Origin of the sequence: Streptomyces sp. NPDC090088 (assembly GCF_044747345.1) — a bacterium.
In the GTDB taxonomy this organism is placed as follows: Bacteria; Actinomycetota; Actinomycetes; order Streptomycetales; family Streptomycetaceae; genus Streptomyces.
Window position 1 is genome coordinate 601,543 of record NZ_JBIVDZ010000001.1, and the last position, 25,062, is coordinate 626,604.

A 25,062-nucleotide genomic window follows, 5' to 3' on the forward strand; every position below is an offset into this window, starting at 1 on the left:
GGGGTGCAGCGAATTGCCGGAGAATTCAGGGAGTCCAGGGATTTCAGGGAATTCGGAGGGGCCGGGGAATTCCGTTGGTCCAGGGAGCGCGGGGCCGGGTGGTGTCCCGGGGCTGCTGGTGAACGGCCGCTACCGGCTGGCCGAGAGTATCGGGCAGGGAGGAATGGGGCGGGTGTGGCGGGCCGCCGACGAGACGCTCGACCGGCAGGTCGCGGTCAAGGAGATGCGGATCGACGGCCTCGACGCCGAGGACACCCGCACCCGCCGCGAACGCACCCTGCGCGAGGCCAGGGCCACCGCCCGCATCGACCACCCCAACGTCGTACGGGTCTACGACGTCGTCGACGAGGGCGAACGCCTGTGGATCGTCATGGAGCTGGTGCACGGCCGCTCCCTGGAATGGATCATGGCCGAGGAGGGGGCGCTGAGCCCCCGCGCGGCGGCCCGGATCGGTCTCGGCCTGGTCGCGGCACTGCGTCAGGTGCACGCCGGGGGAGTGCTGCACCGCGACATCAAACCCGGGAACGTTCTTGTCGAGAGCACCGCCGGCCGGGTCGTCCTCACCGACTTCGGCATCGCGGCCATCCAGGACGCCAAGGCGCTCACCATGGTCGGCATGCTGGTCGGCTCCCCCGACTACATGGCCCCCGAGCGGATCTCCGGCCGCCCGCAGGGCCCGCCCTCCGACGTCTGGTCGCTCGGCGCGACCCTGTGCGCGGCCCTGGCCGGCCGCTCCCCCTTCTCCCGCGACACCACCCTCGCCACCCTGCACGCGGTCCTCTACGAGGAGCCCGAACTACCCGCCGCCGCAGGCCCGTTGCGTGAACTGCTGGCCGCACTCCTGGAGAAGGACCCGACGACCAGGCCGGACCTGGCCGAGGTCGAACAGGCCCTGCGCCCGGTGGCGTACCCGACCCGGACCCCGACCGTGGCGCCTCCGGCCCCGGCACCCCAGCCGGCGGAACGCCCGACACCGGTGTACGTGGACCCGACGAAGCTCCGCCTGCCACCGCCGCAGGACGAACGCCCACAGCCACCGCCGACGCAGACGCACATGTCACCGCCGGTCAGCGCCTCCACGGAGGCGGCTACGGAACGCTCGGAGGTCCGTTCCGAAACCCCGTCGGGCAACTCGGCGGCCCCCACCTTGAAACGCCCCGACCCGGAGCGCCCCGTCAGGGGCGCGGGGAACGGCGCGACCAGCCCCCACACACCCGCGGCGACCCATCACCGCACAGCCCCCCGACGCACCACCCTCCTCGCCGTACTCGGAGCCGCAGCCGTAGCCACCGCCATAGCCGTCCTCCTCACCACCACAACAGGCGGCGGCGACGACAAGACGGCGACCGGCACCTCCTCCTCGGCCAAGCCCACTTCATCGGCGCCGACCGTAGAGGGAACGACCCGCCCCCGCAGCCTCCCGCCCGGCGCCCACGAGGAGGCCGGCGGTTTCGCCTGGGTCACCCCCAAGGGCTGGCGGCGGGACGTGAAGACGGGCGCCGAGGTGCACTACACCTCCCCCGACGGCCGCCAGGAACTCGTCGCCAAGTCCTCCCTGGCCCGCGGCGACCTCATGGAGAGCTGGACCGCCTCCGAACGCAGCGCCCACCAGGGCCGGGACTACAACAAGATCCGGCTGGCCGAGACGACCTTCCGCGGCTACCCGGCGGTGGTCTGGGAGTACACCTTCACCCTCAAGGGCACCCCCTGGCACGCACGGCTGCTGGGCTTCGACGCCGACGGCAAGTCGTACCAGATCAACACCTGGTACCAGCCGGCGGTCGAAGCCCAGGCCGTACGGACGTACGCACAGGTGAAGGAGGGCTTCACCCTGCTGTGAGCGTCAGCCGACGGACACCTTGTCGGCGGACTCGGCGGACTCGGCCGCCGTCGCCTCCGCGGTACGGCCGCCCGTCACCTTCTGCTTCACCACGGCGACCGCGACCACGACCGCCGCGACCAGCAACGACAGCAGCACCGTCGTACGACCGCTGCTCTCGCCCTCCGTGTCGGTCAGCATGTAGCCCAGCACGAACACGATCAGACCGGCCGTCGCCCAGGTCAGATACGGGTACAGCCACATCTTCACGACGAGCTTCTCCGGCGCCTCGGCCTGGATGATCTTCCGCATCCGCAGCTGCGAGAAGCAGATGACCAGCCAGACGAACAGGGCCACCGCGCCGGAGGAGTTGACGAGGAAGAGGAAGACCGAGTCCGGGAACCTGTAGTTGAAGAAGACGGCGACGAAGCCGAAGACGACGGAGGCGACGATCGCGGCCATCGGCACACCGCGGGACGTGGTCCGCGCGAACGCCTTCGGCGCGTCACCGCGCTGCCCGAGCGAGAACGCCATCCGGGAGGCCGTGTACAGGCCGGAGTTGAGACAGGACAGCACGGACGTCAGCACGATGAAGTTCATGATCTCGCCGGCGTGCGCGATGCCGAGGGAGTCGAGGGCGGCGACGTACGAGCCCTTCTCCTTGATCGACGGGTCGTTCCACGGCAGCAGCGCGACGACGATCAGGATCGAGCCGAGGTAGAAGACGCCGATCCGCCAGATGATGCTGTTGGTGGACTTGGTGACCGCGCGCTGCGGGTTCTCCGACTCGCCGGCCGCCAGGGTGGCGATCTCGCTGCCCATGAAGGAGAAGACGACCAGGAGCACGCCGGTCAGGATGGCGCCGGGGCCGTGCGGCAGGAAGCCGCCGTGGTCGGTGAGGTTGGAGAAGCCCGCCTTGTCCGTGTGCGCGCCGGGCAGGACGCCGAGCACGGCCAGCAGACCGACGACGATGAACGCGCCGATCGCGACGACCTTGATGCCGGCGAACCAGAACTCGAACTCGCCGTACGAGCCGACCGAGACCAGGTTCGTGGCGGTGAGCACGACCATCACGATCAGCGCCCAGCCCCACTGCGGTACGGCCGGGATCCAGCCCTCCAGGATCTTGGCGCCGGCGGTGGCCTCGACCGCCAGCACCACGACCCAGAAGAACCAGTACAGCCAGCCGATGGAGAACCCGGCCCAGCGGCCGAGCGCGCGGTCCGCGTGCGCGGAGAACGATCCGGAGGTGGGGTTCGCGGCGGACATCTCGCCGAGCATCCGCATCACCAGCACCACGAGCGTGCCGACGAGCGCGTACGACAGCAGGATGCCGGGGCCTGCGGTGGCGATACCGGAACTGGAGCCGACGAAGAGACCGGCGCCGATGACGCCGCCGATCGCGATCATCGACAGATGTCGGTTCTTGAGTCCAGCGTGGAGACCGTTACCAGTCATGGGGGGAATTCCTTTGCGCCGGGTGAGCGGGCTCTCGTACGAGCGGCGTACGAGTCGGTCCAGTGAAACGGAGGTGGACTGATTCCTGAACCTTTGAATCCAGATCGTTACTTGAGGTTTTCCTGAGGTTCTGTAGTGTTACTCACATTTCCCGGAGCGCTTTCGGGTATGCGGCCCCGGCCCTGCCGGGTGGTTGCACCCGTGTCACACTCATCCCATGCGCGTGTATCTCGGCTCCGACCATGCGGGCTTCGAACTCAAGAACCACCTCGTCGAGTGGCTGAAGGCGGCGGGCCACGACCCCGTCGACTGCGGCCCCCACATCTACGACGCCCAGGACGACTACCCGCCCTTCTGCCTCCGCGCGGCCGAGCGGACGGCGGCGGACCCCGAGTCCCTCGGCATCGTGATCGGCGGCTCCGGCAACGGTGAGCAGATCGCCGCGAACAAGGTGAAGGGCGTGCGGGCGGCGCTGGCCTGGAGCGAGGAGACGGCGTCGCTCGGCCGGCAGCACAACGACGCCAACGTCGTCGCGGTGGGCGCGCGGATGCACACGGAGGACGAGGCGACGAAGTTCGTCGAGACGTTCCTCAACACGCCGTTCTCCGAGGGGGAGCGGCACATCCGTCGCATCGACATGCTGTCGGCGTACGAGACCACGGGCGACCTCCCCCCGATCCCGGCCCACCACCCCCAGCCGTAGCCTCTGCCCACCCACCCCACTGCTGCGGGATCTCCCTGTCCCCTCGACGTTCACCTCTCCACTGACCGAGTCGAGTGGGTGGGTGGGAAGGAAGTGCGGAAGTGCCGGAGGGGCACACCATTCACCGGCTCGCGCTGGACTACCGGCGGTTCACCGGGCCCGTACGGGTCACCAGCCCGCAGGGGAAGTTCTCCGACGCCGCCGCGCTGATCGACGGTGCCCCCCTCACCCGTACCGAGGCGCACGGGAAGCATCTCTTCCTCGGGTTCCGTGAGAGCGACTGGGTGCACATCCACCTCGGCCTCTTCGGCAAGGTGGGGTTCGGTGACGCCCCCGCGCCGCCGCCCACGGACACCGTCCGGCTGCGGCTCGCCGACGCCACCTCGTACGTCGACCTGCGCGGTCCCACCACCTGCGCCCTGATCACCGACGAGGAGAAGGACGCCATACACGCCCGGCTCGGGCCGGATCCGCTCCGTGACGACGCCGACCCGGACGCGGCGTACCGGAGGATCTCCCGCAGCCGTACGACGGTCGCCGCCCTGCTGATGGACCAGAAGGTCATCGCGGGCGTCGGCAACGTCTACCGCGCCGAGGTGCTGTTCCGGCACGGCATCGATCCGTACCGCGCGGGCCGGGACCTCACCCCGGGCGAGTGGGACGCCGTGTGGCGGGATCTCGTCGAGCTGATGCGCGAGGGCGTCAGGAACAACCGGATCGACACCGTGCGGCCCGAGCACACGCCGGAGGCGATGGGCCGGCCGCCGCGCGTGGACGACCACGGCGGCGAGGTGTACGTCTACCGCCGGGCCACCCTGCCCTGCCACCTCTGCGGCACCGGCATCCGCACCGCCGACCTCGCCGCCCGCAACCTCTTCTGGTGCCCCGCCTGCCAGCGGCGCTGACCGTGCGCCGGCAGCGCTAGAAGCCGTGCGGCAGCCACGGCGTCACCGGTGAGCCGAACGCCGTCGACGCCTCCGCCAGCGCTCCCGGCCGCAGCTCGGCCACCCGGCCGGCCCGCGCCAGCGACAGCAGGGACACCCCGCCGAGGTACGCCGCCCCCAGCTCCCGTACGGACAGGGCGAGTTCGGCCGGGTCCGTCGTCCGCTCGCAGGACGCGCCCTTGGGGTCCCCGGTCAGCCGCCAACGCCCCGTGTTCCAGGGGCAGAAGGCGTCCTCCACGGCCAGCACCACGTCCACCGGCGTCTGGTAGGTGCGGGCCGCGAGCGCCGCACCGACGTCGACGAGGCGGACGTACCCCTTGTCCTGGACCCGGGTCAGACAGCGCCGGATGTCGGAGACCAGGTACTGCCAGGCGTCGTCCACCGGGCGCCCCCGTACCGTCAGCTTCGACATCAGGTCGATGCCGAACAGGAACCGCCACAGCGCCGCGTCGCTCACGGGGTCGACGGCGGCCAGGTCCTCCAGCGCCACCGTGCCGTCGTGCCCGCTCGGCGACCAGCCCAGCCTGGTGCGGAACCGGGCGTACCCGGTGACCTCACCGTCCCGCTCGGCGACCACGCACTGCAGCGCCGACGCCCCGTCACGCTCGCTCTCCGGGTCCAGCAGCGCCACCCGCTCCCAGCCGGGCTGCCGGGCCAGCATCCCGGGCCGCAGCGGCACCGTCCGCGCGTACACCGCCTCACAGGCGGCGAGCACCTCGGCCGGCGCGGCATACCGCACCCGTATGTCGTCGGTGCCGGCCGGCACGTCCAGGGTGACCCGGCTCGTGTCGATCTCGGCGTGCAGTTGGAAGGTCGCGGCGGCGTACCCGAAGCGGCCGTAGATGGCCGGCTCGGAGGCGGTCAGCGCGGCCAGCGGCTCGCCCCACTCCCGTACGTCGTCCAGCTGGCGGCGCATCATCGAGGTCAGCACCCCGCGCCGCCGGTGCGTCGCGGCCACGCTCACCATGGTGACCCCCGCGGTGGGCAGCACGGCGCCACCCGGCACGGTCATCCGGAACCGGAACGCGCCGCCCGTCCCCACCAGCTCGGATCCGTCCCGGACGGCCAGCGAACGCTCGAAGTCGGTGAGGGAACGGTCCAGTTCCCGCTCCTCGGCCGACGCCGGACCCGCGCCGAAGGCACGCACCAGGTGCTCCCACCACCCGTCGAACTCCTCGGGACGCAGCACCTTCAACTCGGTCGCACGGTCGGTCGCCATACGCCATGCCTATCAGGGGCAATGCGGGACGAGCCAGCGAATTTCTCCCGGACGGCGACGTGAGGGCGTCCGGTGAAGTTCACTGTGAAGTCGCACGCGAAGTTGAGCCTCGGACGGGGGACAAGTGGGACCTCCCGTGCCAAGAAGCTGGTCCGATGGATAGGGTCCCGAACTAATGGCAGTAGACCGAGAGCGGCGCGCGAAGGCCGAGACGCTTACGGCCCGGTGGAAGATGCAGTGGCACCGGGCCCGCGTCGGCCTGCGCAGAAGCGCCGTGGACTACTTCCGCGGCGACGGCTCCGACTGGATCGCGCTGGCCGGACTGCTGCTCACCATCCCGGTCCTCGCGGCCATGACCCTCGCCAACTCGGTGTGGTTCTCCCCGGCCCTGCTGGTCCTGCCGATCATCGCGGGCGGCCTGCTGCTGCGCCCGGCGAGCCTGCTCGGCCTGTACGCGGCGGCGGCGACGGCCCTGATCGTGGAGTCGGTACGGCTCGGCCCCTACACCGAGGGCCCCTCCCGGGTCACCCCCGGTGTCGTCCTGGTCGTCGCGGCCTGCGGGTTCTTCGGACTGCTCACCGCGCAGTTCCGCAGCCGGGTCGGCGTGCCCTGGCGGCGCGGCGGCACCATGCTCTTCGACCTGCGCGAACGCATCCGGGTGCAGAGCAAGCTGCCGAAGCTGCCGCCGGGCTGGCACCGCGAGATGGCGCTGCGGCCGGCCGGCGGTCAGTCCTTCTCCGGCGACTTCGTGGTCGCCTCGCGCACGAACAACGGCCGCACCATGGAGGTCGTCCTCACGGACGTCTCCGGCAAGGGCATGGACGCGGCGTCCCGCGCCCTGCTGCTCTCCGGCGCCTTCGGCGGCCTGCTCGGCTCCCTGCCCCCGCACGCCTTCCTGCCCGCCGCCAACGGCTACCTGCTCCGCCAGGACTGGGACGAGGGCTTCGCGACCTCCATCCACCTGGTCCTGGACCTCGACTCCGGCGACTACGAGCTGTACTCCGCGGGCCACCCGCCCGGCCTCCAGCTCAGCGCGGGCAGCGGCCGCTGGGAGGAGAAGGCCGCGGAGGGCCCCCTCCTCGGCGTCTACGACGGCGCCCAGTTCGACTCGGTCAAGGGCTCCCTGCGCCCCGGAGACGTCCTGATGCTCTTCACGGACGGCCTGGTGGAGACCTCCGACCGGGACATCATGGAGGGCATGGACCGGCTGACCGGCGAGGCCGACCGCTATGTGGCGGGCGGCTTCCACGGCGCGGCCTGGCACCTCATCGAGGCCGTCGCCAAGGACGTCAACGACGACCGGGCCCTGCTGCTGATCTGCCGCGAAGCGGCCCGGTGACGTGACCCCGGCCCCCCTCTCCGTCCCCGAGGTCGAGGAGATCGCCCGCGCCGCCCACGCCGGGCAGACCGACAAGGCGGGGCGGCCCTACGCCGAGCATCTGGCCGCGGTCGCCGAAGGGGTGCGTGCCCGGGGCGGTGACCCGGAGCAGGTCGCCGCCGCGTGGCTGCACGACTCCGTCGAGGATCACGCCGTGACGGAGGAGTGGCTGGCCTCGGCGCCGCTCACGCCCCGTACGAAGGCGATCGTGCTGGCGCTGACCAAACGGGAGGGCGAGGCCCCGGAGGCGTACGCGCGCCGCGTCCTGGACACCCCGGGCGCGCTGCTTGTCAAACAGGCCGACCTCGCGCACAACGCCGACCCCGGCCGTCTCGCCGTACTCGACGCACCCACCCGCGACCGGCTGGCCGAGAAGTACGCCCGGATGCGCGGCCTCCTCGGCCTGCCCGCGTAGGCGGACTCACGCGTTGGCCATCTCCCGGCCGCGCCGGCTCCGCTCGCGGGCCTGTTCCGCCGCGTCCTGCCGGAACGCCCACTCCATCCCCGGCTCCATGGCGAACCGGAACACCCGCCGGACGGGCCGGGTGCACAGCAGGGTCACCCCGGCGCCGGCGAGCGCGGTGACGAGGATCTCGCCGAGCGGGCCGTGCAGCCACCTCGGGTCGAACCAGCCCGCGTGGACGCCGTACTTCACGACGAAACCGTGCAGCAGATAGCCGTAGAGCGTGCCCGCGCCCAGCGCGGTGAACCACGTCCGGCGGCCCGGCACCCAGGAGAGGAAGGCGGCCGTCAGCACCATCGAGCAGCCGAACATGGCGAGCACCATCACCGGCCCGCACCACCACGGCGCACCCAGTTCCTGCGCGGAGTCCCGGTGGTAGAACCACGCGGTGTTCATCCGCGGCACCGCCCACCAGGAGAACGCCAGTGCCAGCGCGAACACCGGCACCGCGGCGATCCGCACCGGCCACCTGCGCACCAGCCGGAAGTGCTCGGGCCGCAGGCACAGGCCGAGCACGAAGTACGGCAGGAACTGAAGCACCCGCTGGAGGTCCAGGTCGTCGCCGATGCTCGGCGACACGGACGCCAGCATCGCCACGGCGAACGCGAGCGGCAGCGGGTGGCGGACCGCCCGCCAGACCGGCGTGGTCAGCCGCCAGGCGAACAGCGCGCACAGGAACCAGGTCAGGTACCAGGGGTCCAGCAGGCTGATGTCCTGGCCGGGGTCGCCGATGACGAGGCGCTCGAAGAGCGAGTAGGCCGTCTCGAACAGCACGTAGGGCACGACCACCCCGGTGAGCAGCCGCTTCAGCCGGTCCGGGCGCAGGTCGAAGTTCCGGGAGAAGTAGCCGGAGACGATGATGAACGCCGGCATGTGGAAGGCGTACACCACGCAGTACACGGCCTCCAGGACCCGGCTGTCGCCCTTCAGCGGCTCCCAGGAGTGGCCCATGGCGACCAGCACGATCGCCAGGTACTTGGCGTTGTCGAAGAACGCGTCGCGCTCTGTGCCTCCCGGCGGTCGGGCCGGGGGACGGGGTGTTCGGTTCTGGCCGGGGGGCGTGGCGGCGTCGGACATCTGAGGCACCTTAGCGTCGCCTGTGGGATTCCGTAAAACGCTCGATGGGAATCCTGGATATGAGCTGGGACACGTGCCGAACCGCCGTCCCTATTGGCGGAGTCGACTCCTGTACTCATGCAGTTCCATGCGGCACTTACACCCGTGATGTCCCTATTCTTCCTGACTAATTGGTGCATAACATCCGCGTGCGGACCTGCCTTGTGGTGCCTGTGTAAACAATTCGAATTCGCTGCGCACGCGTTGTGTGGACACGGAAACCATGTCTGCCAATTGCCATGGATCCATGGGTGGGTGGACCCTCGAATTACTGTGCGGGCGGCAGTCGGTGTGCGGTGCACTGTCGACGTTGTGTCACGGACCGCATAGTGCGGCCTGGTTGGTGGCACGATGGTTCTGGCGGGGGTGCGGGGTCGTACCCCTGGGCCGGGAGAGCGGAACCGACCGAGGGTGTGATCAGTTGTGGCCATTTCACTGTCTGTGGTGCTGCTGTTGGCGATCATCCTGGTAGTGCTGATCAGAGGGGGGAACATCAAGGCCGGCCCCGCGATCGTCGCGGTCCTGTTCGGCTTCTTCCTCGCGTCGACCGGGATGGCCCCGTCCATCCAGCGGTTCCTCGACTCGATAGCGCAGACCATCAACTCGATCAGCTTCTGACCGTGACCACGGCCCCTGGACGCACCGAAGGCCCAGGGCAGAGGGGGAAACCTCTCACCTGGGCCTTCGCCGTTCAGAGCGGGCGACGGGAATCGAACCCGCGTAGTCAGTTTGGAAGACTGAAGCTCTACCATTGAGCTACGCCCGCACACCACGCGCCGCAGGTCGGTGACCGCGGCACAGGAGGCATCGTAGCGGGTCGCCGGCTGCCCGGGCCAATGGGTTGGTCTGGGCGGATGTCGGTGAACAAAGCGGCCGACGCGGGCAGCCCGGGCATGTACCCTACGTGTCGCACCGATACGGGGTGTGGCGCAGCTTGGTAGCGCGTCCGCTTTGGGAGCGGAAGGCCGTGGGTTCAAATCCCGCCACCCCGACCACCACCTGACGGCGTCCGTCTTGATCGCCTTTTGGGGCGCTGAGCGGCTGCGGTTACTATGCAAGCTGCGCGCCCGTGTGTCCCGGCCCGCCAGACGGCGGCCTACGAACTCCTCCGGGCGGCGAAACTCCGCCGGGCCCCTCTGGCACCGGCAGAACCCAAGAAGTCAGCCACAAGGAGACCGAACCGTGAAGAGCGCCGTGGAGACCCTGAACCCGACCCGGGTTCGGCTCACTGTCGAGGTGCCCTTCGAGGAGCTCAAGGACAGCCTCGACGCGGCGTACCAGAAGATCAACCAGCAGGTCACGGTGAAGGGCTTCCGCAAGGGCAAGATCCCGGCCCGGGTCATCGACCAGCGGTTCGGTCGCGGTGCGGTGCTGGAGGAGGCCGTCAACGACGCGCTCCCGAAGTTCTACACCGAAGCGGTCAACGAGGCCGAGCTCAGCCCGCTCGGCCAGCCCGACGTCGACATCACCGAGCTGAAGGACGGCGAGACGCTGAACTTCACCGCCGAGGTCGACGTCCGCCCCGCCCTGGAGATCCCGGACTACACCGGCATCGAGGTCGAGGTCGACGCCGTCGAGGTGACCGACGAGGACATCGAGAAGTCCGTGGAGCAGCTCCGTGAGCGCTTCGCGTCCACCTCCCCGGTCGAGCGTGCCGCCGAGGACGGCGACGTCGTCACCATCGACCTGGAGGCCAAGGTCGACGGCGAGGTGCTGGAGGACGGCATCGCCAGCGGTGTCTCCTACACCATCGGCTCCGGCGAGCTGCTGGACGGCATCGACGACGCCGTGAAGGGCCTGGAGGCCGGTGGCGAGGCCACCTTCGCCTCCGAGCTCAAGGGCGGCTCCGCGGCCGGCAAGGAGGCCGAGGTCACCGTCAAGGTCACCCAGGTCGCCGCCCGCGAACTGCCCGAGCTGGACGACGAGTTCGCGCAGCTCGCCTCGGAGTTCGACACCCTGGACGAGCTCAAGGCCGACAGCCGCAAGCGGCTCGCCAACATGAAGACGTACGACCAGGCCACCCAGGCCCAGGAGCGCGTCCTGGAGAAGCTCCTGGAGCTCGTCGAGGTGCCCGTCCCCGAGAAGCTCCTCGAGGACGAGATCAACACCCGCAAGCACAACCTGGAGCACCACCAGCTCGGCCAGATGGGTCTCGACCTCGAGAAGTACCTGGAGATCCAGGGCAAGACCGCCGAGGAGTTCGACACCGAGACCCGCGAGGCCGCGGTCAAGGGCATCAAGACCCAGTTCGTCCTCGACGAGCTGGTCAAGAAGGAGAACCTCAACGTCAACCAGGAGGAGCTCACCGAGCACCTCATGCGGCGTGCGGCCTCCTCCGGCATGTCCCCCGACCAGTTCGCCCAGGCCGTCGTCGAGGGCGGCCAGGTTCCGCTCCTGGTCGGCGAGGTCGCCCGCGGCAAGGCCCTGGCCGTCGTGGTCGAGGCCGCCACGGTGAAGGACACCAACGGCGAGATCGTCGACCTCGACGACGAGGACGAGGACGAGACGGAGGCCCCCGAGGCCGCCGCCGAGGCCACGGACACCGCCGACGAGGAGAAGGCCGAGGGCTGACCCCCACGGCGCCCGTAACGGCGTACAGAGGGGCTCCTGGGCACTGTCCCGGGGGCCCCTTTGCCGTACGCCCGAGGTGCGGCGCCCCGTCAGGGGCGCAGGGAACTGCGCGACAAGCCCCCACGCACCCGCACGCGCCCACGCACCGACGCAACCACGGCGCGTAGCCGTCGGCCCCCGGCGTCGCCGCTACGCCCCCGGCGAACAGCCCTGTTACCGGGATTCCCCGAAGGGACCATCGCGTTAGGGTCCATGAGTACGAGGGCAGCCAAGCCCCCGGCTACGGAAACGTGAGACGGCCCGGCGCCGTCGTAAGACGAGCAGGTGGATACGTGACGAATCTGATGCCCTCCGCCGCCGGCGAGCCTTCCTTCGGTGGTGGCCTCGGCGACCAGGTCTACAACCGGCTGCTCGGCGAGCGGATCATCTTCCTGGGCCAGCAGGTGGACGACGACATCGCCAACAAGATCACGGCGCAGCTGCTGCTGCTCGCCGCCGAGCCCAACAAGGACATCTTCCTCTACATCAACAGCCCCGGCGGCTCGGTGACGGCCGGCATGGCGATCTACGACACCATGCAGTTCATCCCGAACGACGTGGTGACCATCGCGATGGGCATGGCGGCCTCGATGGGCCAGTTCCTGCTCACCGGCGGTACCGCGGGCAAGCGCTTCGCGCTGCCGCACACCGACATCATGATGCACCAGGGCTCCGCGGGCCTGGGCGGTACGGTCTCGGACATCAAGATCCAGGCCCAGTACCTGCTGCGCACCAAGAAGACCATGTCCGAGCTGACCGCCCTGCACTCCGGCCAGTCCGTCGAGACGATCGTCCGCGACGGCGACCGCGACCGCTGGTTCACCCCGGAAGAGGCCAAGGAGTACGGTCTTATCGACGGGATCATCACGCATGCCTCCGGTGTTCCGGGAGGCGGCGGCACCGGCGCCGCCTGAGCCCGGCCAGGCCGCACTCCGCCGAGACTCCAGCCCCCCGAACGCCACCAGGACGGTGAACACCCTCATGAGCAACATCTCCGGCGCCGCTGACGCCCGCTACGACGGGCCCCGGCCCGACGCCCGCTACGTCATCCCGCGCTTCGTCGAGCGCACCTCCCAGGGCATCCGCGAGTACGACCCGTACGCGAAGCTCTTCGAGGAGCGCGTGATCTTCCTCGGCGTCCAGATCGACGACGCCTCCGCCAACGACGTCATGGCGCAGCTGCTGTGCCTGGAGTCGATGGACCCCGACCGGGACATCTCGATCTACATCAACAGCCCGGGCGGCGACATGACCGCCCTCACGGCGATCTACGACACGATGCAGTTCGTGAAGCCCGACATCCAGACGGTCTGCATGGGTCAGGCGGCCTCCGCCGCGGCGATCCTGCTGGCCGCCGGCACGCCCGGCAAGCGCATGGCGCTGCCGAACTCCCGGGTGCTGATCCACCAGCCGGCCGGTTCCACCGGCCGCGGCCAGCTCTCCGACCTGGAGATCATCGCCAACGAGTTCACGCGGATGCGCGACCAGCTGGAGAACATGCTGGCCAAGCACTCCAACCGGCCGATCGAGCAGGTCCGCGAGGATATCGAGCGCGACAAGATCCTCACGGCCGAGGAGGCGCTGGACTACGGCATCGTCGACCAGATCATCTCCACCCGGAAGATGAACAACTCCGCGGTCAGCTGACAGAGGATGTAGTCTCTGCCGCCCTTGGCACGGTTTGACCGCGTGCTCGGCAAGGTGCACGTCAAAGTGAACCGTGCCAAGGGGGGCCCGTACGGGGGGCCCGGCAAGGTACCGTCGACATAAGGCAGCACCAGGAGCCGCTGGATTCGAAAGAGTCCAGGCGTCTCCCAGGCGAAGGGGAAGCACACCGTGGCACGCATCGGTGACGGCGGCGATCTGCTCAAGTGCTCGTTCTGCGGCAAGAGCCAGAAGCAGGTCAAGAAGCTCATCGCAGGGCCCGGTGTGTACATCTGCGACGAGTGCATCGATCTCTGCAACGAGATCATCGAGGAGGAACTCGCCGAGACGAGCGAGGTGCGCTGGGAGGAACTCCCCAAGCCCCGCGAGATCTACGAGTTCCTGGAGGGCTACGTGGTGGGCCAGGAGCCCGCCAAGAAGGCCCTCTCGGTCGCGGTGTACAACCACTACAAGCGCGTCCAGGCAGGGGAGAACGGCGGCGCCCAAGGCCGCGACGACGCCATCGAGTTGGCGAAGTCCAACATCCTCCTGCTGGGCCCCACGGGCTCCGGCAAGACACTCCTGGCACAGACCCTGGCCCGCATGCTGAACGTCCCGTTCGCGATCGCCGACGCGACCGCGCTGACGGAGGCGGGCTATGTGGGCGAGGACGTGGAGAACATCCTCCTCAAGCTGATCCAGGCGGCCGACTACGACGTCAAGAAGGCCGAGACCGGGATCATCTACATCGACGAGATCGACAAGGTAGCCCGAAAGAGCGAAAATCCTTCGATCACGCGGGACGTCTCCGGCGAGGGTGTCCAGCAGGCCCTGCTCAAGATCCTCGAAGGCACCACGGCCTCCGTCCCGCCGCAGGGCGGCCGTAAGCACCCGCACCAGGAGTTCATCCAGATCGACACGACGAACGTCCTGTTCATCGTGGGCGGCGCGTTCGCCGGCCTGGAGAAGATCATCGAGTCCCGGGCGGGCGCCAAGGGCATCGGCTTCGGCGCCACCATCCGCTCCAAGCGGGAGCTTCAGTCGAAGGACCAGTTCGAGGACGTCATGCCCGAGGACCTGGTCAAGTTCGGCATGATCCCCGAGTTCATCGGCCGCCTCCCCGTCATCACCTCGGTCCACAACCTGGACCGCGAGGCCCTGCTCCAGATCCTCATCGAGCCGCGCAACGCCCTGGTCAAGCAGTACCAGCGCCTCTTCGAACTCGACGGTGTGGAGCTGGACTTCGAGCGCGAGGCCCTGGAGGCCATCGCCGACCAGGCGATCCTCCGCCAGACCGGCGCGCGCGGCCTGCGCGCCATCATGGAAGAGGTCCTCATGTCCGTGATGTACGAGGTCCCGTCCCGCAAGGACGTGGCCCGCGTGGTCATCACGGCCGACGTCGTCCACTCCAACGTCAACCCGACCCTGATCCCGCGCGACGCGCGCGGCCGGGGCTCGGGTGAGCAGAAGTCGGCGTAACCCCGCCAACACCGAAGCGCCGGGCCCTCCTCGGAGGGCCCGGCGCTTTCGTGTGTGCCGGAAGGGCGCGGGTGGGCCCTACCTGGCCACGCGGGCCTCACCGCGCACATCCGCCGCTATCTTCGCGGACTCGTCCAGGGTGTACGTCTTCACCCCCGCGGTCGGCTCCACGACACCCATGGTGCTGTAGTCCGCCCAGATGCACATGTACGTCGACTGTTCCTTGCCGGTGACCTGGTTCTTGCTCTGCGCCTGCTGGCACTTCATCACCGCGCCGTCCAGACCGTCGGGGGAGACCGACTGCGCGTCGCCGACCAGCTTCACGTCGTCGTCCGAGGAACCGTCCTTCTTCATCTGCGCGAAGGTGGTGTCCAGGGCGACCTGCGGGTCCTTCACCTTGCCGTACACGCCGAAGAGGGTGACGTTCTCGGCGGCCTGGGCCTTCGCCACCGACGTCGGGTCGGTGGTGTCGAGGGACGACAGGTCGACGGTGGAGTAGATCGCGCCGACCGAAGTGGCGTCGGTGACACCGGCCTTGGCGAGGTCCTTCGCGTCGCTCGCGCTCGCCTTCTCCTCGTTGGAGTCCCCGTACCGCTTGTACTTGGACAGCAGGGTGCTCGGCGTCGTCAGCTTGTGCGGCCCGTCGTCCTTCAGCTCCGAGCCGCTGCCGGCGAGCACGAAGTACGCCCCGACCGCGACGGCGGCGACCACCGCGACCGCGCCGATGATCAGGCCCGTCTTCTTCTTGCCGCCGCCCGGGGCCGGCGGCTGCGGGACGCCGTAGGGCTGCTGGCCGTACGGGGGCTGGCCGTAGGGCGGCTGCTGCTGGCCGTACGGGTTCTGCTGCGGCGGGACCGGCGGGGCCTGCTGCGGGTAGCCGTAGCCCGGCTGCGGCGGGGCCGCCGGCGGAGCCTGCTGGGGGTAGCCATAGCCGGGCTGGGGCGCCTGCGGCGGCTGGCCGTACGGACCCGGCTGCGGTCCGTAGGGTCCCGGCTGCTGCGGCGGCGGCCCGCCGTACGGGCCCGGCTGGTTGTAGCTCATCTCTGGGTTCCCCTCCAGATGCTTATGTGTTCCTGACATCCTGGCGCAGCCACAGGGGACTCATGGCGTGGGGGTGCCCACCGTTACAGAACAAACGCGTTTCGGGACACGCCCGGGACACCTCTAAACTGAGCGCGTGACCGAGAATGCTCAGCAGCAGCCCACAGCGCCCAGCACCGAACTGCCGACCCAGTACGCGCCGGCCGACGTAGAGGGGACGCTGTACGAGCGCTGGGTAGAGCGCGGTTACTTCGCGGCCGACGCCAAGAGCGACAAGCCCGCGTACACCATCGTCATCCCCCCGCCGAACGTCACCGGCTCCCTGCACCTGGGCCACGCCTTCCAGCACACGCTGATGGACGCGCTGACCCGCCGCAAGCGCATGCAGGGCTTCGAGGCGCTGTGGCTGCCCGGCATGGACCACGCCGGCATCGCCACCCAGAACAAGGTCGAGCAGCAGCTCGCCGAGGAGGGCAAGTCCCGCCACGACCTGGGCCGCGAGGAGTTCGTCGAGCGGGTCTGGCAGTGGAAGGAAGAGTACGGCGGCAGGATCCTCGGCCAGATGCGCCGCCTCGGCGACGGCGTCGACTGGGACCGCGAGCGGTTCACCATGGACGAGGGCCTGTCCAAGGCCGTCCAGACCATCTTCAAGAAGCTCTTCGACGACGAGCTGATCTACCGCGCCGAGCGCATCATCAACTGGTGCCCCCGCTGTCTGACGGCCATCTCGGACATCGAGGTGGAGTACCAGGAGGACGACGGCGAGCTGGTCTCCATCAAGTACGGCGAGGGCGACGAGACACTGGTCGTCGCCACCACCCGTGCCGAGACGATGCTCGGTGACACCGCGGTCGCCGTCCACCCCGACGACGAGCGCTACAAGCACCTGGTCGGCAAGCGCATCAAGCTCCCGCTGACGGACCGTACGATCCCCGTCGTCGCGGACACGCACGTCGACCCGGAGTTCGGCACGGGTGCCGTCAAGGTCACCCCCGCCCACGACCCGAACGACTTCGCGATCGGCCAGCGCCACGGCCTGGAGTCCATCACCGTCATGGACGAGCGGGCCGTCATCACGGTCCACGGCCCCTTCGAGGGACTCGACCGCTTCGAGGCCCGTTCCACCATCGTCGCGGCGCTGCGCTCGCAGGGCCGGATCGTCGCCGAGAAGCGCCCCTACGTGCACAGCGTCGGCCACTGCTCGCGCTGCCAGACCACCGTCGAGCCGCGCCTGTCCATGCAGTGGTGGGTCAAGGTCGCCCCGCTGGCGCAGGCGGCGGGCGACGCGGTCCGCGACGGCCGGGTCGCCATCCACCCCACCGACATGTCGAAGCGCTACTTCGACTGGGTCGACAACATGCACGACTGGTGCATCTCGCGCCAGCTGTGGTGGGGCCACCGGATCCCGGTCTGGTACGGCCCCGAGGGCCAGGTCGTCTGCGTCGGCCCCGACGAGGAGCCGCCCGGCACCGAGGCCGAGGGCTGGAAGCAGGACCCCGACGTCCTGGACACCTGGTTCTCCTCCGGCCTGTGGCCCTTCTCGACCCTCGGCTGGCCCGAACAGACCCCGGATCTCGAGAAGTTCTATCCGACCGACGTCCTGCTCACGGGCCACGACATCATCTTCTTCTGGGTCGCCCGGATGATGATGTTCGGCCTCTACGCCATGGACGGCGAGGTCCCCTTCAGGACCATCGCCCTGACCGGTCTGGTCCGCGACCAGTTCGGCAAGAAGATGTCGAAGTCCTCGGGCACGGCCGTCGACCCGCTCGACTGGATGAACCAGTACGGCTCCGACGCCGTCCGCTTCACCCTGGCCCGCGGCGCCAACCCGGGCACCGACGTGCCGATCGGCGAGGACTGGGTCCAGGCGTCCCGGAACTTCGCCAACAAGATCTGGAACGCCACCCGCTTCGCCCTGATGAACGGCGCGACCGTCGAGGGCCCGCTCCCGGACCCGGCCGAGATGTCGGCGACGGACCGCTGGATCCTCTCCCGCCTCAACAAGACGGTCGCCGAAGTCGACGCGTTCTACGACGACTTCCAGTTCGCCAAGCTGTCGGACGCCCTCTACCACTACGCGTGGGACGAGGTCTTCGACTGGTACGTCGAGCTGTCCAAGACCACCTTCCAGGCGGGCGGCCGGGGCGCCGAGGTCTCCCAGCGCGTCCTCGGCGAGGTCCTGGACGTCACCCTGAAGCTGCTCCACCCGGTGATCCCGTTCGTCACGGACACCCTGTGGACCACGCTCACGGGCGGCGAGTCGGTCGTGATCGCCGACTGGCCGGCCGACAGCGGCTTCCGCGACGAGGCGGCGGAGAAGGAGATCGAGGCCCTCCAGTCCGTCATCACCGAGGTCCGCCGCTTCCGCGCCGACCAGGGCCTGCAGGCAGGGCAGCGGGTCCCGGCCCGCCTCACCCTGGACGGCACGGCCCTCGCCCCGCACGAGGCCGCCATCCGCCAGCTGCTGCGCCTGCAGCCGGAGGGCGACGCCTTCGCGGCGACGGCCACCCTCCCGGTCGCCGGCGCCACGGTCGCCCTCGACCTCTCCGGCACCATCGACGTCGCGGCGGAGCGCAAGCGCCTCGCCAAGGACCTCGCCGCCGCCGAGAAGGAGAAGTCCCAGGCCACGGCCAAGCTGGGCAACGAGGCGTTCCTGGCGAAGGCCCCGGACAACGTGGTCGACAAGATCCGCGGGCGCCTCGCCAAGGCCGACGAGGACATCGCACGGATCCAGACCCAGCTGGACCGCCTTCCGCAGGCCTAGTCCGACGCGTCCCCGCAGGCGCCCGGCAGCCCTCTGACAGGGCCGCCGGGCGCCTGCGCGCGTCTCCCGTTCATCCGGCGCCGGCTCCGCACCGCCCTACAATCCAGAAGTAGGGGCATGACCGTAATGCTCCGTTTTGGTGCTATGTGGCGGAGGGAACGCCCGCATGCAGCGCAGGGGCCGGACGAAGACAGCTCCGCGCAGGGGACTCGTTCCCCTGACGGCTGTCGCGGGCGGCCTGCTCGCCGTCCTCATCGGCCTCGTCTTCCTGGTCCTGGTGCTGGCCGTCCAGGACGCGCGGCACTCCCTGCTGTCGGCCCGCAGCGGCCGACCGGCCCTGGACCAGATAGGGGTGGTCCAGGAGACCGTCCTCGACATGGAGGGCGGACAGCGGGGTTACGTCATCACCCGGCAGGACGAGTTCCTCAAGCCCTGGCGGGAGGCACGGGCCGCGTTCCCCGCGCGGGCGCGGAAACTCGTGGACGTCAGCACGTCCCCCGCCCAGCGCCTGCTCGCCGAGCAGATCCAGCAGGCCGGGCAGTCCTTCATCCACGACTACGCGATCCCGCTCGTCGACGAGGCCCGGCGCGGCGACCCCGACGCCATCAGCACCGCGCGGACCCTGGAGGGCAAACAGCGCCTCGACTCGCTCCGCGGCCAGTTCTCCCGCTACCTCCACGCCGAGCGCCGCGCCATCGGCCGCCGCGAGAACGCCCTCGAGACCCGGATGGACATGCTGACGGTCGCCGCGTCCGTCGGCGTCGGGGTCGCGGCCCTCCTGATCGTCGGCTACGGCGCCTATGTGACCCGGGTGATCGTCTGGCCGGTGCGCCGGATGGCCGGCACCGCGACCAGGCTCGCCGCCGGCGACCTGAGCGCCCGGGTGCCGCCCTCCGGCCGCAAGGAGATCGGCCAGCTGGAGACGGCCTTCAACACCATGGCCGGCTCCCTGGAGAAGAGCCACCGGCGACTCAGACTGCTCTACGACGCCGGTACGGCCGTCGGCTCCACCCTCGACGTGCGGCGGACCGCCGACGACCTGGTGCGGGTGGCCGTCCCGCGCTTCGCCGACTTCGTCACCGTCGACCTGGAGGAGTCCGTGCTGCACGGCGGGGACCCGACCTCCGCCGAGAAGGCGCTGCGGCGCGTCGCCCGGGGCGGTGTCCGCGACGACTCCCCGCTGGACCCGGTCGACGCGCTGATCGCGGTGAGCCCGCCACCCCGGTCCGCCTCCGGCGCCGCCCTCCCGGACGCGGCCCTGGTGCTCGACCTGCGTGCCGTCGAGGCAGGGGCCTTTCCCGACGCCCGGAAGGCGGACCGGCTCCGCGAGTACGGCATGGGCTCGCTGATCACCGCGCCGTTGTCGGTACAGGGCGTCCTGATGGGGGTGATCGCCTTCTGGCGCACGCACGACTCCCCGCCGTTCGAGGCGGACGACCTCTCCGACGCCGAGGAACTCGCCGCGAAGTCCGCGCGCGCCATCGACAACGCGCGGCGCTACACCCGGGAGCGGGAGACCGCGCTGGCCCTGCAGCGCAGCCTGCTGCCGCACGGCCTGCCGGTCTGCCCGACCCTCGACTTCGCCTACCGCTACCTGCCCACCGGCACCCGGGCCGGAGTCGGCGGCGACTGGCTCGACGTGATCCCGCTGTCCGGCACCCGGGTGGCCCTGGTCGTCGGGGACGTCGTCGGCCACGGCATCCAGGCCTCCGCCACCATGGGCCGGCTGCGCACGGCGGTCCGCACCCTCGCCGACGTCGACCTGCCGCCCGACGAGCTCCTCACCCACCTCGACGACCTGGTCCTGCACCTCGACGACGGCGCCGGGGAGCAGGCCGGCGAGGTGGGTTCGACCTGCCTGTACGTCGTCCACGACCCGATCTCCCGGCGCTGCGCCCTCGCCAGCGCGGGCCACCCGCTGCCCTTCGTGATCACGCCTCAGGGGGCGGTGGAGCCCGCCCCCGGCCAGGCCGGGCCGCCGCTCGGGCTCGGCGGGCTGCCGTTCGAGACGACCGAGCTGGAGCTCGCCCCGGGCAGCACGCTCGCCCTGTTCAGCAACGGCCTGGTGCACTCCCGCGACCTCGACCTGAGCCACGGCCTCGACCGGCTGCGCCACGCGCTGGCGGGAAACCCGGAAAACCCGGGAAGCACGGGAACCACGGGAAGCCCGGAGTCGCTGGAGGCGACCTGCGACCGGGTGGTGGACGCGCTGCGTACCGGCGAGCCCGCCGACGACGTCACCCTGCTGCTCGCCCGCACCCACGCCCTGCCCGGCGACCAGGTGGCCACCTGGGAGGTCCCCGCGGACCCCGAGCACGTCGCCCGGGCCCGCACCCTGACCAGCGGCCAGCTCGGCGCCTGGCAGCTGGACGAGCTGTCGTTCACCACCGAACTGGTGGTCAGCGAACTCGTCACCAACGCCATCCGCTACGGCGGCTCCCCGATCCAGCTCCGTCTCATCCGCGACACCACGATGCTGATCACCGAGGTCTCCGACGGCAGCAGCACCGCCCCCCACCTGCGACGGGCCCGGATCTTCGACGAGGGCGGCCGGGGCCTGCTGCTGGTCGCCCAGCTCACCCAGCGCTGGGGCACCCGGCAGACCTCCGCGGGCAAGACCATCTGGTGCGAACAGTCCCTGCCGGACACCCCCTGAGTTCCCCGGGCGGTCGCCCGGCTCCGTAGACTGGTGGGGTGAGTGATCTGCCCCCGCGCGACCCCCATGAGAGCTTCGACGACTTCGACGAGATGATCGAGGCCGAGACGGACCGCGACCCCGATCTCGCGGTGATCGAGGCCGGCAGCCGGACCCTCCGTACCCAGGGCGGCCCGCAGCAGGCCGACGTCCCCGCCCGCCCCGAGGACCCCGAGGTCGACAAGGCGCTGCGCGAGGTCGAGGCGGAGCTCGCCACCCGTTGGGGCGAGACCAAGCTGGAGCCGTCCGTCACCCGCATCGCCGCGCTCATGGACGTGCTGGGCGAGCCGCAGCGGTCGTACCCCTCGATCCACATCACGGGCACCAACGGCAAGACCTCCACCGCCCGCATGATCGAGGCCCTGCTCGGCGCCTTCGACCTGCGCACCGGCCGCTACACCAGCCCGCACGTGCAGTCGATCACCGAGCGCATCAGCCTCGACGGCGCCCCGATCTCCGCCGAGCGGTTCATCGAGACGTACCAGGACATCAAGCCCTACGTCGAGATGGTCGACGGGCAGCAGGAGTACCGGCTCTCCTTCTTCGAGGTGCTCACCGCCATGGCGTACGCGGCCTTCGCGGACGCCCCGGTGGACGTCGCCGTCGTCGAGGTCGGCATGGGCGGCTCCTGGGACGCCACCAACGTCATCGACGGGGACGTCGCCGTCGTCACCCCCATCGACCTCGACCACACCGACCGCCTCGGCGAGACCACCGCCGCGATCGCCGTCGAGAAATCCGGGATCATCAAGCAGGACGCGACCGTCATCCTGGCCCAGCAGCCGGTGGACGCGGCCCAGGTGCTGCTGAAGAAGGCCGTCGAGGTGGACGCCACCGTGGCCCGCGAGGGCCTGGAGTTCGGCGTCGTCGCCCGCCAGATCGCCGTCGGCGGCCAGCTGCTCACCCTGCGCGGCCTCGGCGGCGAGTACGACCAGGTGTACCTCCCCCTGCACGGCCCCTACCAGGCGCACAACGCGGCCGTCGCGCTCGCCGCCGTGGAGGCGTTCTTCGGCGTCGGCTCCCAGCGTCCCGAGCCCCTCGACATCGACACGGTCCGCAAGGCCTTCGCGGCCGTCTCCTCGCCGGGCCGCCTCGAAGTCGTACGACGCTCTCCGACCGTCGTCCTGGACGCCGCGCACAACCCGGCCGGCGCCCGCGCCACCGCCGAAGCCGTCGGCGAGGCCTTCGACTTCAGCCGGCTGATCGGCGTGGTCGGGGCGAGCGGCGACAAGAACGTCCGGGGGCTGCTGGAGGCCTTCGAGCCGGTCTTCGCCGAGGTCGTGATCACCCAGAACTCCAGCCACCGCGCGATGGACGCGGACGAGCTGGCCGCGATCGCCGTCGAGGTGTTCGGCGAGGACCGCGTCCAGGTCGAACCGCGGCTGCCCGACGCCCTGGAGGCCGCGATCACGCTGGCCGAGGAGGAGGGCGAGTTCGCCGGCGGCGGGGTGCTGGTCACCGGTTCCGTCATCACCGTCGGCGAGGCCCGACTGCTCCTCGGGAGGGGCTGACCATGCGGACACTCTGCTCCTCCACCCTGATCGGCGAGTTCTTCGTCATCGGCTTCGCCGCCCTGGTCGCCATGAAGGACCCCGACCTGTCCACCTCCACGGTGTGGCTGGTCAGCGGCATCGCCATGGTCCTGTGCGTGGCCCTGTGCGGGGTGATCACCCGGCCCGGAGGCGTCGCCCTCGGCTGGGCGCTGCAGATCGCGCTGATCGCCTCCGGCGTCTTCGTGCCGACGATGTACTTCATGGGCGCGATCTTCGCCGGGCTGTGGTGGGCGTCGGTGCACTACGGGAGAAAGATCGACGAGGCCAAGGCGCGCTTCGCGGCGCGGTCCGAGGCCTCCTCCGCACCTGACGCTGCGTGACGGACGCCCAGATCCGCCCTGTAGCCTGCCAGCACCGCACCCGGTCAGTACCGAAGGAGCCCCTCCCGTGACTCAGCGCACCCTCGTCCTCCTCAAGCCCGACGCCGTCCGTCGGGGACTGACCGGCGAGATCATCAGCCGTATCGAGCGCAAGGCCGGCTGGCAGATCACCGCGCTGGAGCTGCGCACCCTGGAGCGGGCCACGCTGGAGCAGCACTACGCCGAGCACGTCGGCAAGCCGTTCTACGAGCCGCTGGTCGAGTTCATGTCCGCCGGTCCGTCCGTCGCCCTGATCGTCGAGGGCGAGCGGGTCATCGAGGGCATCCGCGCGCTCGCCGGCCCGACCGACCCGATCGCCGCCGCGCCCGGTTCCATCCGCGGCGACTTCGGTGTGATCGTCCGCGAGAACCTGATCCACGCGTCCGACTCCGAGGAGTCCGCCGAGCGCGAGGTCAAGATCTTCTTCCCGGGCCGCGCGTAACCCTGCGGACCCCCGCGACGGGCCCGTACGGAGTTTTCGTGGAAGTTTTTGACGTGGCGTCAGCATGACGGCCCGCGTACGCTGGGACGGCCGAACGTTTTCGGCCGTCCCTCGGCATATGCGTGCCGATCGGGGGAACGCGTGGCCCCGTTGGACCGTCTCCAGAAGCGAGGCGGCCCTGTACGTGCTGACAATGGCGAAGACCCTCGCGCAGTGTTCGTGCAGGCGCGTCTACGATGGAAGCCTTCACGTCACAGCACCCACTTCGCCGACCTGAAATGCCCTCAAAAGCTCCCGGGAAGGCCAGACGAATCCTGATGGGGAACTCAATGTCGTTCATCGGCCGTGACATGGCTGTCGACCTCGGGACCGCCAACACGCTGGTGTACGTCAGGGGTCGCGGGATCGTACTCAACGAGCCGTCCGTTGTCGCGATCAACACGAACACCGGTGGAATTCTGGCGGTCGGCGCGGAGGCGAAGAAGATGATCGGGCGCACGCCCGGCAACATCGTCGCCGTCCGCCCGCTGAAGGACGGCGTCATCGCCGACTTCGAGATCACCGAGCGGATGCTCCGCTACTTCATCCTGAAGATCCACAAGCGTCGCTATCTCGCGCGCCCGCGCGTGGTCGTCTGCGTGCCCTCCGGCATCACCGGCGTCGAGCGCCGCGCCGTCATCGAGGCGTCCTCGCAGGCCGGTGCCCGCCAGGTGCACATCATCGAGGAGCCCATGGCCGCGGCCATCGGCTCCGGCCTGCCGGTCCACGAGGCCACCGGCAACATGGTGGTGGACATCGGCGGCGGCACCACGGAGGTCGCGGTCATCTCGCTCGGCGGCATCGTCACCGCCCAGTCCATCCGCGTCGCGGGCGACGAGCTGGACAACGCGATCATCCAGCACATCAAGAAGGAGTACAGCCTCCTCCTCGGCGAGCGGACGGCCGAGCAGATCAAGATCACGATCGGTTCGGCGTACGAGCTCGACGACGACGAACACACCGAGATCCGCGGCCGGGACCTGGTGTCCGGCCTGCCGAAGACCGTGGTCATCTCGGCCGCCGAGGTCCGCAAGGCGATCGAGGAGCCGGTCAACGCGATCGTCGACGCGGTGAAGACCACGCTCGACAAGTGCCCGCCGGAGCTGTCCGGCGACATCATGGACAGGGGAATCGTTCTGACCGGCGGCGGAGCCCTGCTGCGCGGTCTGGACGAGCGGCTGCGCCGGGAGACCGGCATGCCGATCCACATCGCCGAGGACCCGCTGGACAGCGTGGCGCTCGGCTCCGGCAAGTGCGTCGAGGAGTTCGAGGCGCTCCAGCAGGTCCTGGACGCCCAGCCGCGCAGATGACGTAACTCTTCGATTCCGCCGTA

20 protein-coding genes and 2 tRNA genes are annotated in these 25,062 nt (G+C 70.0%); 17 read left to right on the top strand and 5 right to left on the bottom strand.

Translation table 11 applies throughout. The features are described from left to right. The first annotated feature begins 163 nt into the window (after window positions 1-163). Window positions 164-1,840: a protein kinase gene (locus ACIPSJ_RS02795; RefSeq protein ID WP_401344541.1), complete on the top strand. Its 1,677-nt coding sequence runs from the start codon at window positions 164-166 to the stop codon at window positions 1,838-1,840. 3 nt (window positions 1,841-1,843) lie between these two features. Here the strand turns inward: ACIPSJ_RS02795 and ACIPSJ_RS02800 are convergent, their stop codons facing one another. Next, a complete protein-coding gene (locus ACIPSJ_RS02800; protein ID WP_359221220.1) occupies window positions 1,844-3,277 on the bottom strand; it encodes an amino acid permease in 1,434 nt (477 codons plus the stop codon). Between the two features lie 217 nt (window positions 3,278-3,494). Here ACIPSJ_RS02800 and ACIPSJ_RS02805 point away from each other — a divergent pair, with 217 nt between their 5' ends. Then, window positions 3,495-3,980, top strand: a complete 486-nt coding sequence (locus ACIPSJ_RS02805) for a ribose-5-phosphate isomerase (RefSeq protein WP_359221217.1) — start codon at window positions 3,495-3,497, stop codon at window positions 3,978-3,980. 101 nt (window positions 3,981-4,081) lie between these two features. Beyond that, window positions 4,082-4,885 carry an Fpg/Nei family DNA glycosylase gene (locus ACIPSJ_RS02810; RefSeq protein ID WP_401342940.1) on the top strand — a complete coding sequence of 268 codons (804 nt, stop codon included), beginning with the start codon at window positions 4,082-4,084 and terminating at the stop codon, window positions 4,883-4,885. A gap of 16 nt (window positions 4,886-4,901) precedes the next feature. Here ACIPSJ_RS02810 and ACIPSJ_RS02815 read toward each other — a convergent pair whose 3' ends face one another. Beyond that, on the bottom strand, window positions 4,902-6,143 hold the full coding sequence (locus ACIPSJ_RS02815) for a GNAT family N-acetyltransferase (protein WP_401342942.1): 1,242 nt from the start codon (window positions 6,141-6,143) through the stop codon (window positions 4,902-4,904). Between the two features lie 175 nt (window positions 6,144-6,318). On the opposite strand from ACIPSJ_RS02815, the gene ACIPSJ_RS02820 reads away from it, so the two are divergent. Continuing rightward, window positions 6,319-7,482 (top strand): PP2C family protein-serine/threonine phosphatase, encoded by a 1,164-nt coding sequence (locus ACIPSJ_RS02820; protein ID WP_355711652.1) that lies wholly within the window; start codon window positions 6,319-6,321, stop codon window positions 7,480-7,482. A 1-nt stretch (window position 7,483) separates the two neighbouring features. Continuing rightward, entirely contained in the window at window positions 7,484-7,936 is a 453-nt protein-coding gene (locus tag ACIPSJ_RS02825) for an HD domain-containing protein (RefSeq protein ID WP_401342944.1), read from the top strand. Between the two features lie 6 nt (window positions 7,937-7,942). Here the strand turns inward: ACIPSJ_RS02825 and ACIPSJ_RS02830 are convergent, their stop codons facing one another. Continuing rightward, the gene (locus tag ACIPSJ_RS02830; protein WP_401342946.1) at window positions 7,943-9,061 is read right to left on the bottom strand and encodes an acyltransferase family protein; all 1,119 of its coding nucleotides are present in this window, start codon (window positions 9,059-9,061) and stop codon (window positions 7,943-7,945) included. A 462-nt stretch (window positions 9,062-9,523) separates the two neighbouring features. Between ACIPSJ_RS02830 and ACIPSJ_RS02835 the strand changes: the two genes are divergently transcribed. Then, entirely contained in the window at window positions 9,524-9,718 is a 195-nt protein-coding gene (locus tag ACIPSJ_RS02835; RefSeq protein WP_123976981.1) for a hypothetical protein, read from the top strand. A gap of 77 nt (window positions 9,719-9,795) precedes the next feature. Here the strand turns inward: ACIPSJ_RS02835 and ACIPSJ_RS02840 are convergent. Further along, window positions 9,796-9,866: transfer RNA gene (locus tag ACIPSJ_RS02840), tRNA-Gly, on the bottom strand. A gap of 152 nt (window positions 9,867-10,018) precedes the next feature. Here ACIPSJ_RS02840 and ACIPSJ_RS02845 point away from each other — a divergent pair. From ACIPSJ_RS02845 to clpX, 5 genes are all read left to right on the top strand, one after another. After that, window positions 10,019-10,095: transfer RNA gene (locus tag ACIPSJ_RS02845), tRNA-Pro, on the top strand. 187 nt (window positions 10,096-10,282) lie between these two features. Further along, on the top strand, window positions 10,283-11,671 hold the full coding sequence (gene tig / locus ACIPSJ_RS02850; protein ID WP_401342949.1) for a trigger factor: 1,389 nt from the start codon (window positions 10,283-10,285) through the stop codon (window positions 11,669-11,671). Window positions 11,672-12,015: 344 nt separating this feature from the next. Next, complete coding sequence (locus ACIPSJ_RS02855; protein WP_362583058.1) at window positions 12,016-12,624, top strand: ATP-dependent Clp protease proteolytic subunit; 609 nt, start codon at window positions 12,016-12,018, stop codon at window positions 12,622-12,624. Between the two features lie 67 nt (window positions 12,625-12,691). Beyond that, window positions 12,692-13,357, top strand: a complete 666-nt coding sequence (locus ACIPSJ_RS02860) for an ATP-dependent Clp protease proteolytic subunit (protein ID WP_355711644.1) — start codon at window positions 12,692-12,694, stop codon at window positions 13,355-13,357. Between the two features lie 189 nt (window positions 13,358-13,546). Then, window positions 13,547-14,833, top strand: coding sequence for an ATP-dependent Clp protease ATP-binding subunit ClpX (gene clpX, locus ACIPSJ_RS02865; protein WP_189261442.1), 1,287 nt, complete (start codon window positions 13,547-13,549; stop codon window positions 14,831-14,833). Between the two features lie 78 nt (window positions 14,834-14,911). Here the strand turns inward: clpX and ACIPSJ_RS02870 are convergent, their stop codons facing one another. Then, window positions 14,912-15,874: a hypothetical protein gene (locus tag ACIPSJ_RS02870; RefSeq protein WP_359221198.1), complete on the bottom strand. Its 963-nt coding sequence runs from the start codon at window positions 15,872-15,874 to the stop codon at window positions 14,912-14,914. Window positions 15,875-16,010: 136 nt separating this feature from the next. Between ACIPSJ_RS02870 and ACIPSJ_RS02875 the strand changes: the two genes are divergently transcribed. From ACIPSJ_RS02875 to ACIPSJ_RS02900, 6 genes are all read left to right on the top strand, one after another. After that, window positions 16,011-18,641 (top strand): valine--tRNA ligase, encoded by a 2,631-nt coding sequence (locus tag ACIPSJ_RS02875; protein WP_401342952.1) that lies wholly within the window; start codon window positions 16,011-16,013, stop codon window positions 18,639-18,641. 166 nt (window positions 18,642-18,807) lie between these two features. After that, the gene (locus ACIPSJ_RS02880) at window positions 18,808-21,297 is read left to right on the top strand and encodes a SpoIIE family protein phosphatase (RefSeq protein WP_401342954.1); all 2,490 of its coding nucleotides are present in this window, start codon (window positions 18,808-18,810) and stop codon (window positions 21,295-21,297) included. A 92-nt stretch (window positions 21,298-21,389) separates the two neighbouring features. Further along, window positions 21,390-22,847: a bifunctional folylpolyglutamate synthase/dihydrofolate synthase gene (locus ACIPSJ_RS02885; protein WP_401344544.1), complete on the top strand. Its 1,458-nt coding sequence runs from the start codon at window positions 21,390-21,392 to the stop codon at window positions 22,845-22,847. Between the two features lie 2 nt (window positions 22,848-22,849). Then, on the top strand, window positions 22,850-23,209 hold the full coding sequence (locus ACIPSJ_RS02890; protein ID WP_401342956.1) for a DUF4233 domain-containing protein: 360 nt from the start codon (window positions 22,850-22,852) through the stop codon (window positions 23,207-23,209). Between the two features lie 67 nt (window positions 23,210-23,276). Further along, complete coding sequence (gene ndk, locus ACIPSJ_RS02895) at window positions 23,277-23,690, top strand: nucleoside-diphosphate kinase (protein ID WP_093503045.1); 414 nt, start codon at window positions 23,277-23,279, stop codon at window positions 23,688-23,690. Window positions 23,691-24,019: 329 nt separating this feature from the next. Next, window positions 24,020-25,039 (top strand): rod shape-determining protein, encoded by a 1,020-nt coding sequence (locus ACIPSJ_RS02900; RefSeq protein ID WP_355722280.1) that lies wholly within the window; start codon window positions 24,020-24,022, stop codon window positions 25,037-25,039. Window positions 25,040-25,062: the final 23 nt, after the last annotated feature.

Coding starts and splice junctions, on each gene's coding strand:
- ACIPSJ_RS02795 (WP_401344541.1), top strand. CDS start 164: ATGGGGCGGGTGTGGCGGGCCGCCGACGAGACGCTCGACCGGCAGGTC.
- ACIPSJ_RS02800 (WP_359221220.1), bottom strand. CDS start 3,277: ATGACTGGTAACGGTCTCCACGCTGGACTCAAGAACCGACATCTGTCG.
- ACIPSJ_RS02805 (WP_359221217.1), top strand. CDS start 3,495: ATGCGCGTGTATCTCGGCTCCGACCATGCGGGCTTCGAACTCAAGAAC.
- ACIPSJ_RS02815 (WP_401342942.1), bottom strand. CDS start 6,143: ATGGCGACCGACCGTGCGACCGAGTTGAAGGTGCTGCGTCCCGAGGAG.
- ACIPSJ_RS02820 (WP_355711652.1), top strand. CDS start 6,319: ATGGCAGTAGACCGAGAGCGGCGCGCGAAGGCCGAGACGCTTACGGCC.
- ACIPSJ_RS02830 (WP_401342946.1), bottom strand. CDS start 9,061: ATGTCCGACGCCGCCACGCCCCCCGGCCAGAACCGAACACCCCGTCCC.
- ACIPSJ_RS02855 (WP_362583058.1), top strand. CDS start 12,016: ATGCCCTCCGCCGCCGGCGAGCCTTCCTTCGGTGGTGGCCTCGGCGAC.
- ACIPSJ_RS02860 (WP_355711644.1), top strand. CDS start 12,692: ATGAGCAACATCTCCGGCGCCGCTGACGCCCGCTACGACGGGCCCCGG.
- ACIPSJ_RS02870 (WP_359221198.1), bottom strand. CDS start 15,874: ATGAGCTACAACCAGCCGGGCCCGTACGGCGGGCCGCCGCCGCAGCAG.
- ACIPSJ_RS02880 (WP_401342954.1), top strand. CDS start 18,808: ATGCAGCGCAGGGGCCGGACGAAGACAGCTCCGCGCAGGGGACTCGTT.
- ACIPSJ_RS02885 (WP_401344544.1), top strand. CDS start 21,390: ATGATCGAGGCCGAGACGGACCGCGACCCCGATCTCGCGGTGATCGAG.
- ACIPSJ_RS02890 (WP_401342956.1), top strand. CDS start 22,850: ATGCGGACACTCTGCTCCTCCACCCTGATCGGCGAGTTCTTCGTCATC.
- ACIPSJ_RS02900 (WP_355722280.1), top strand. CDS start 24,020: ATGTCGTTCATCGGCCGTGACATGGCTGTCGACCTCGGGACCGCCAAC.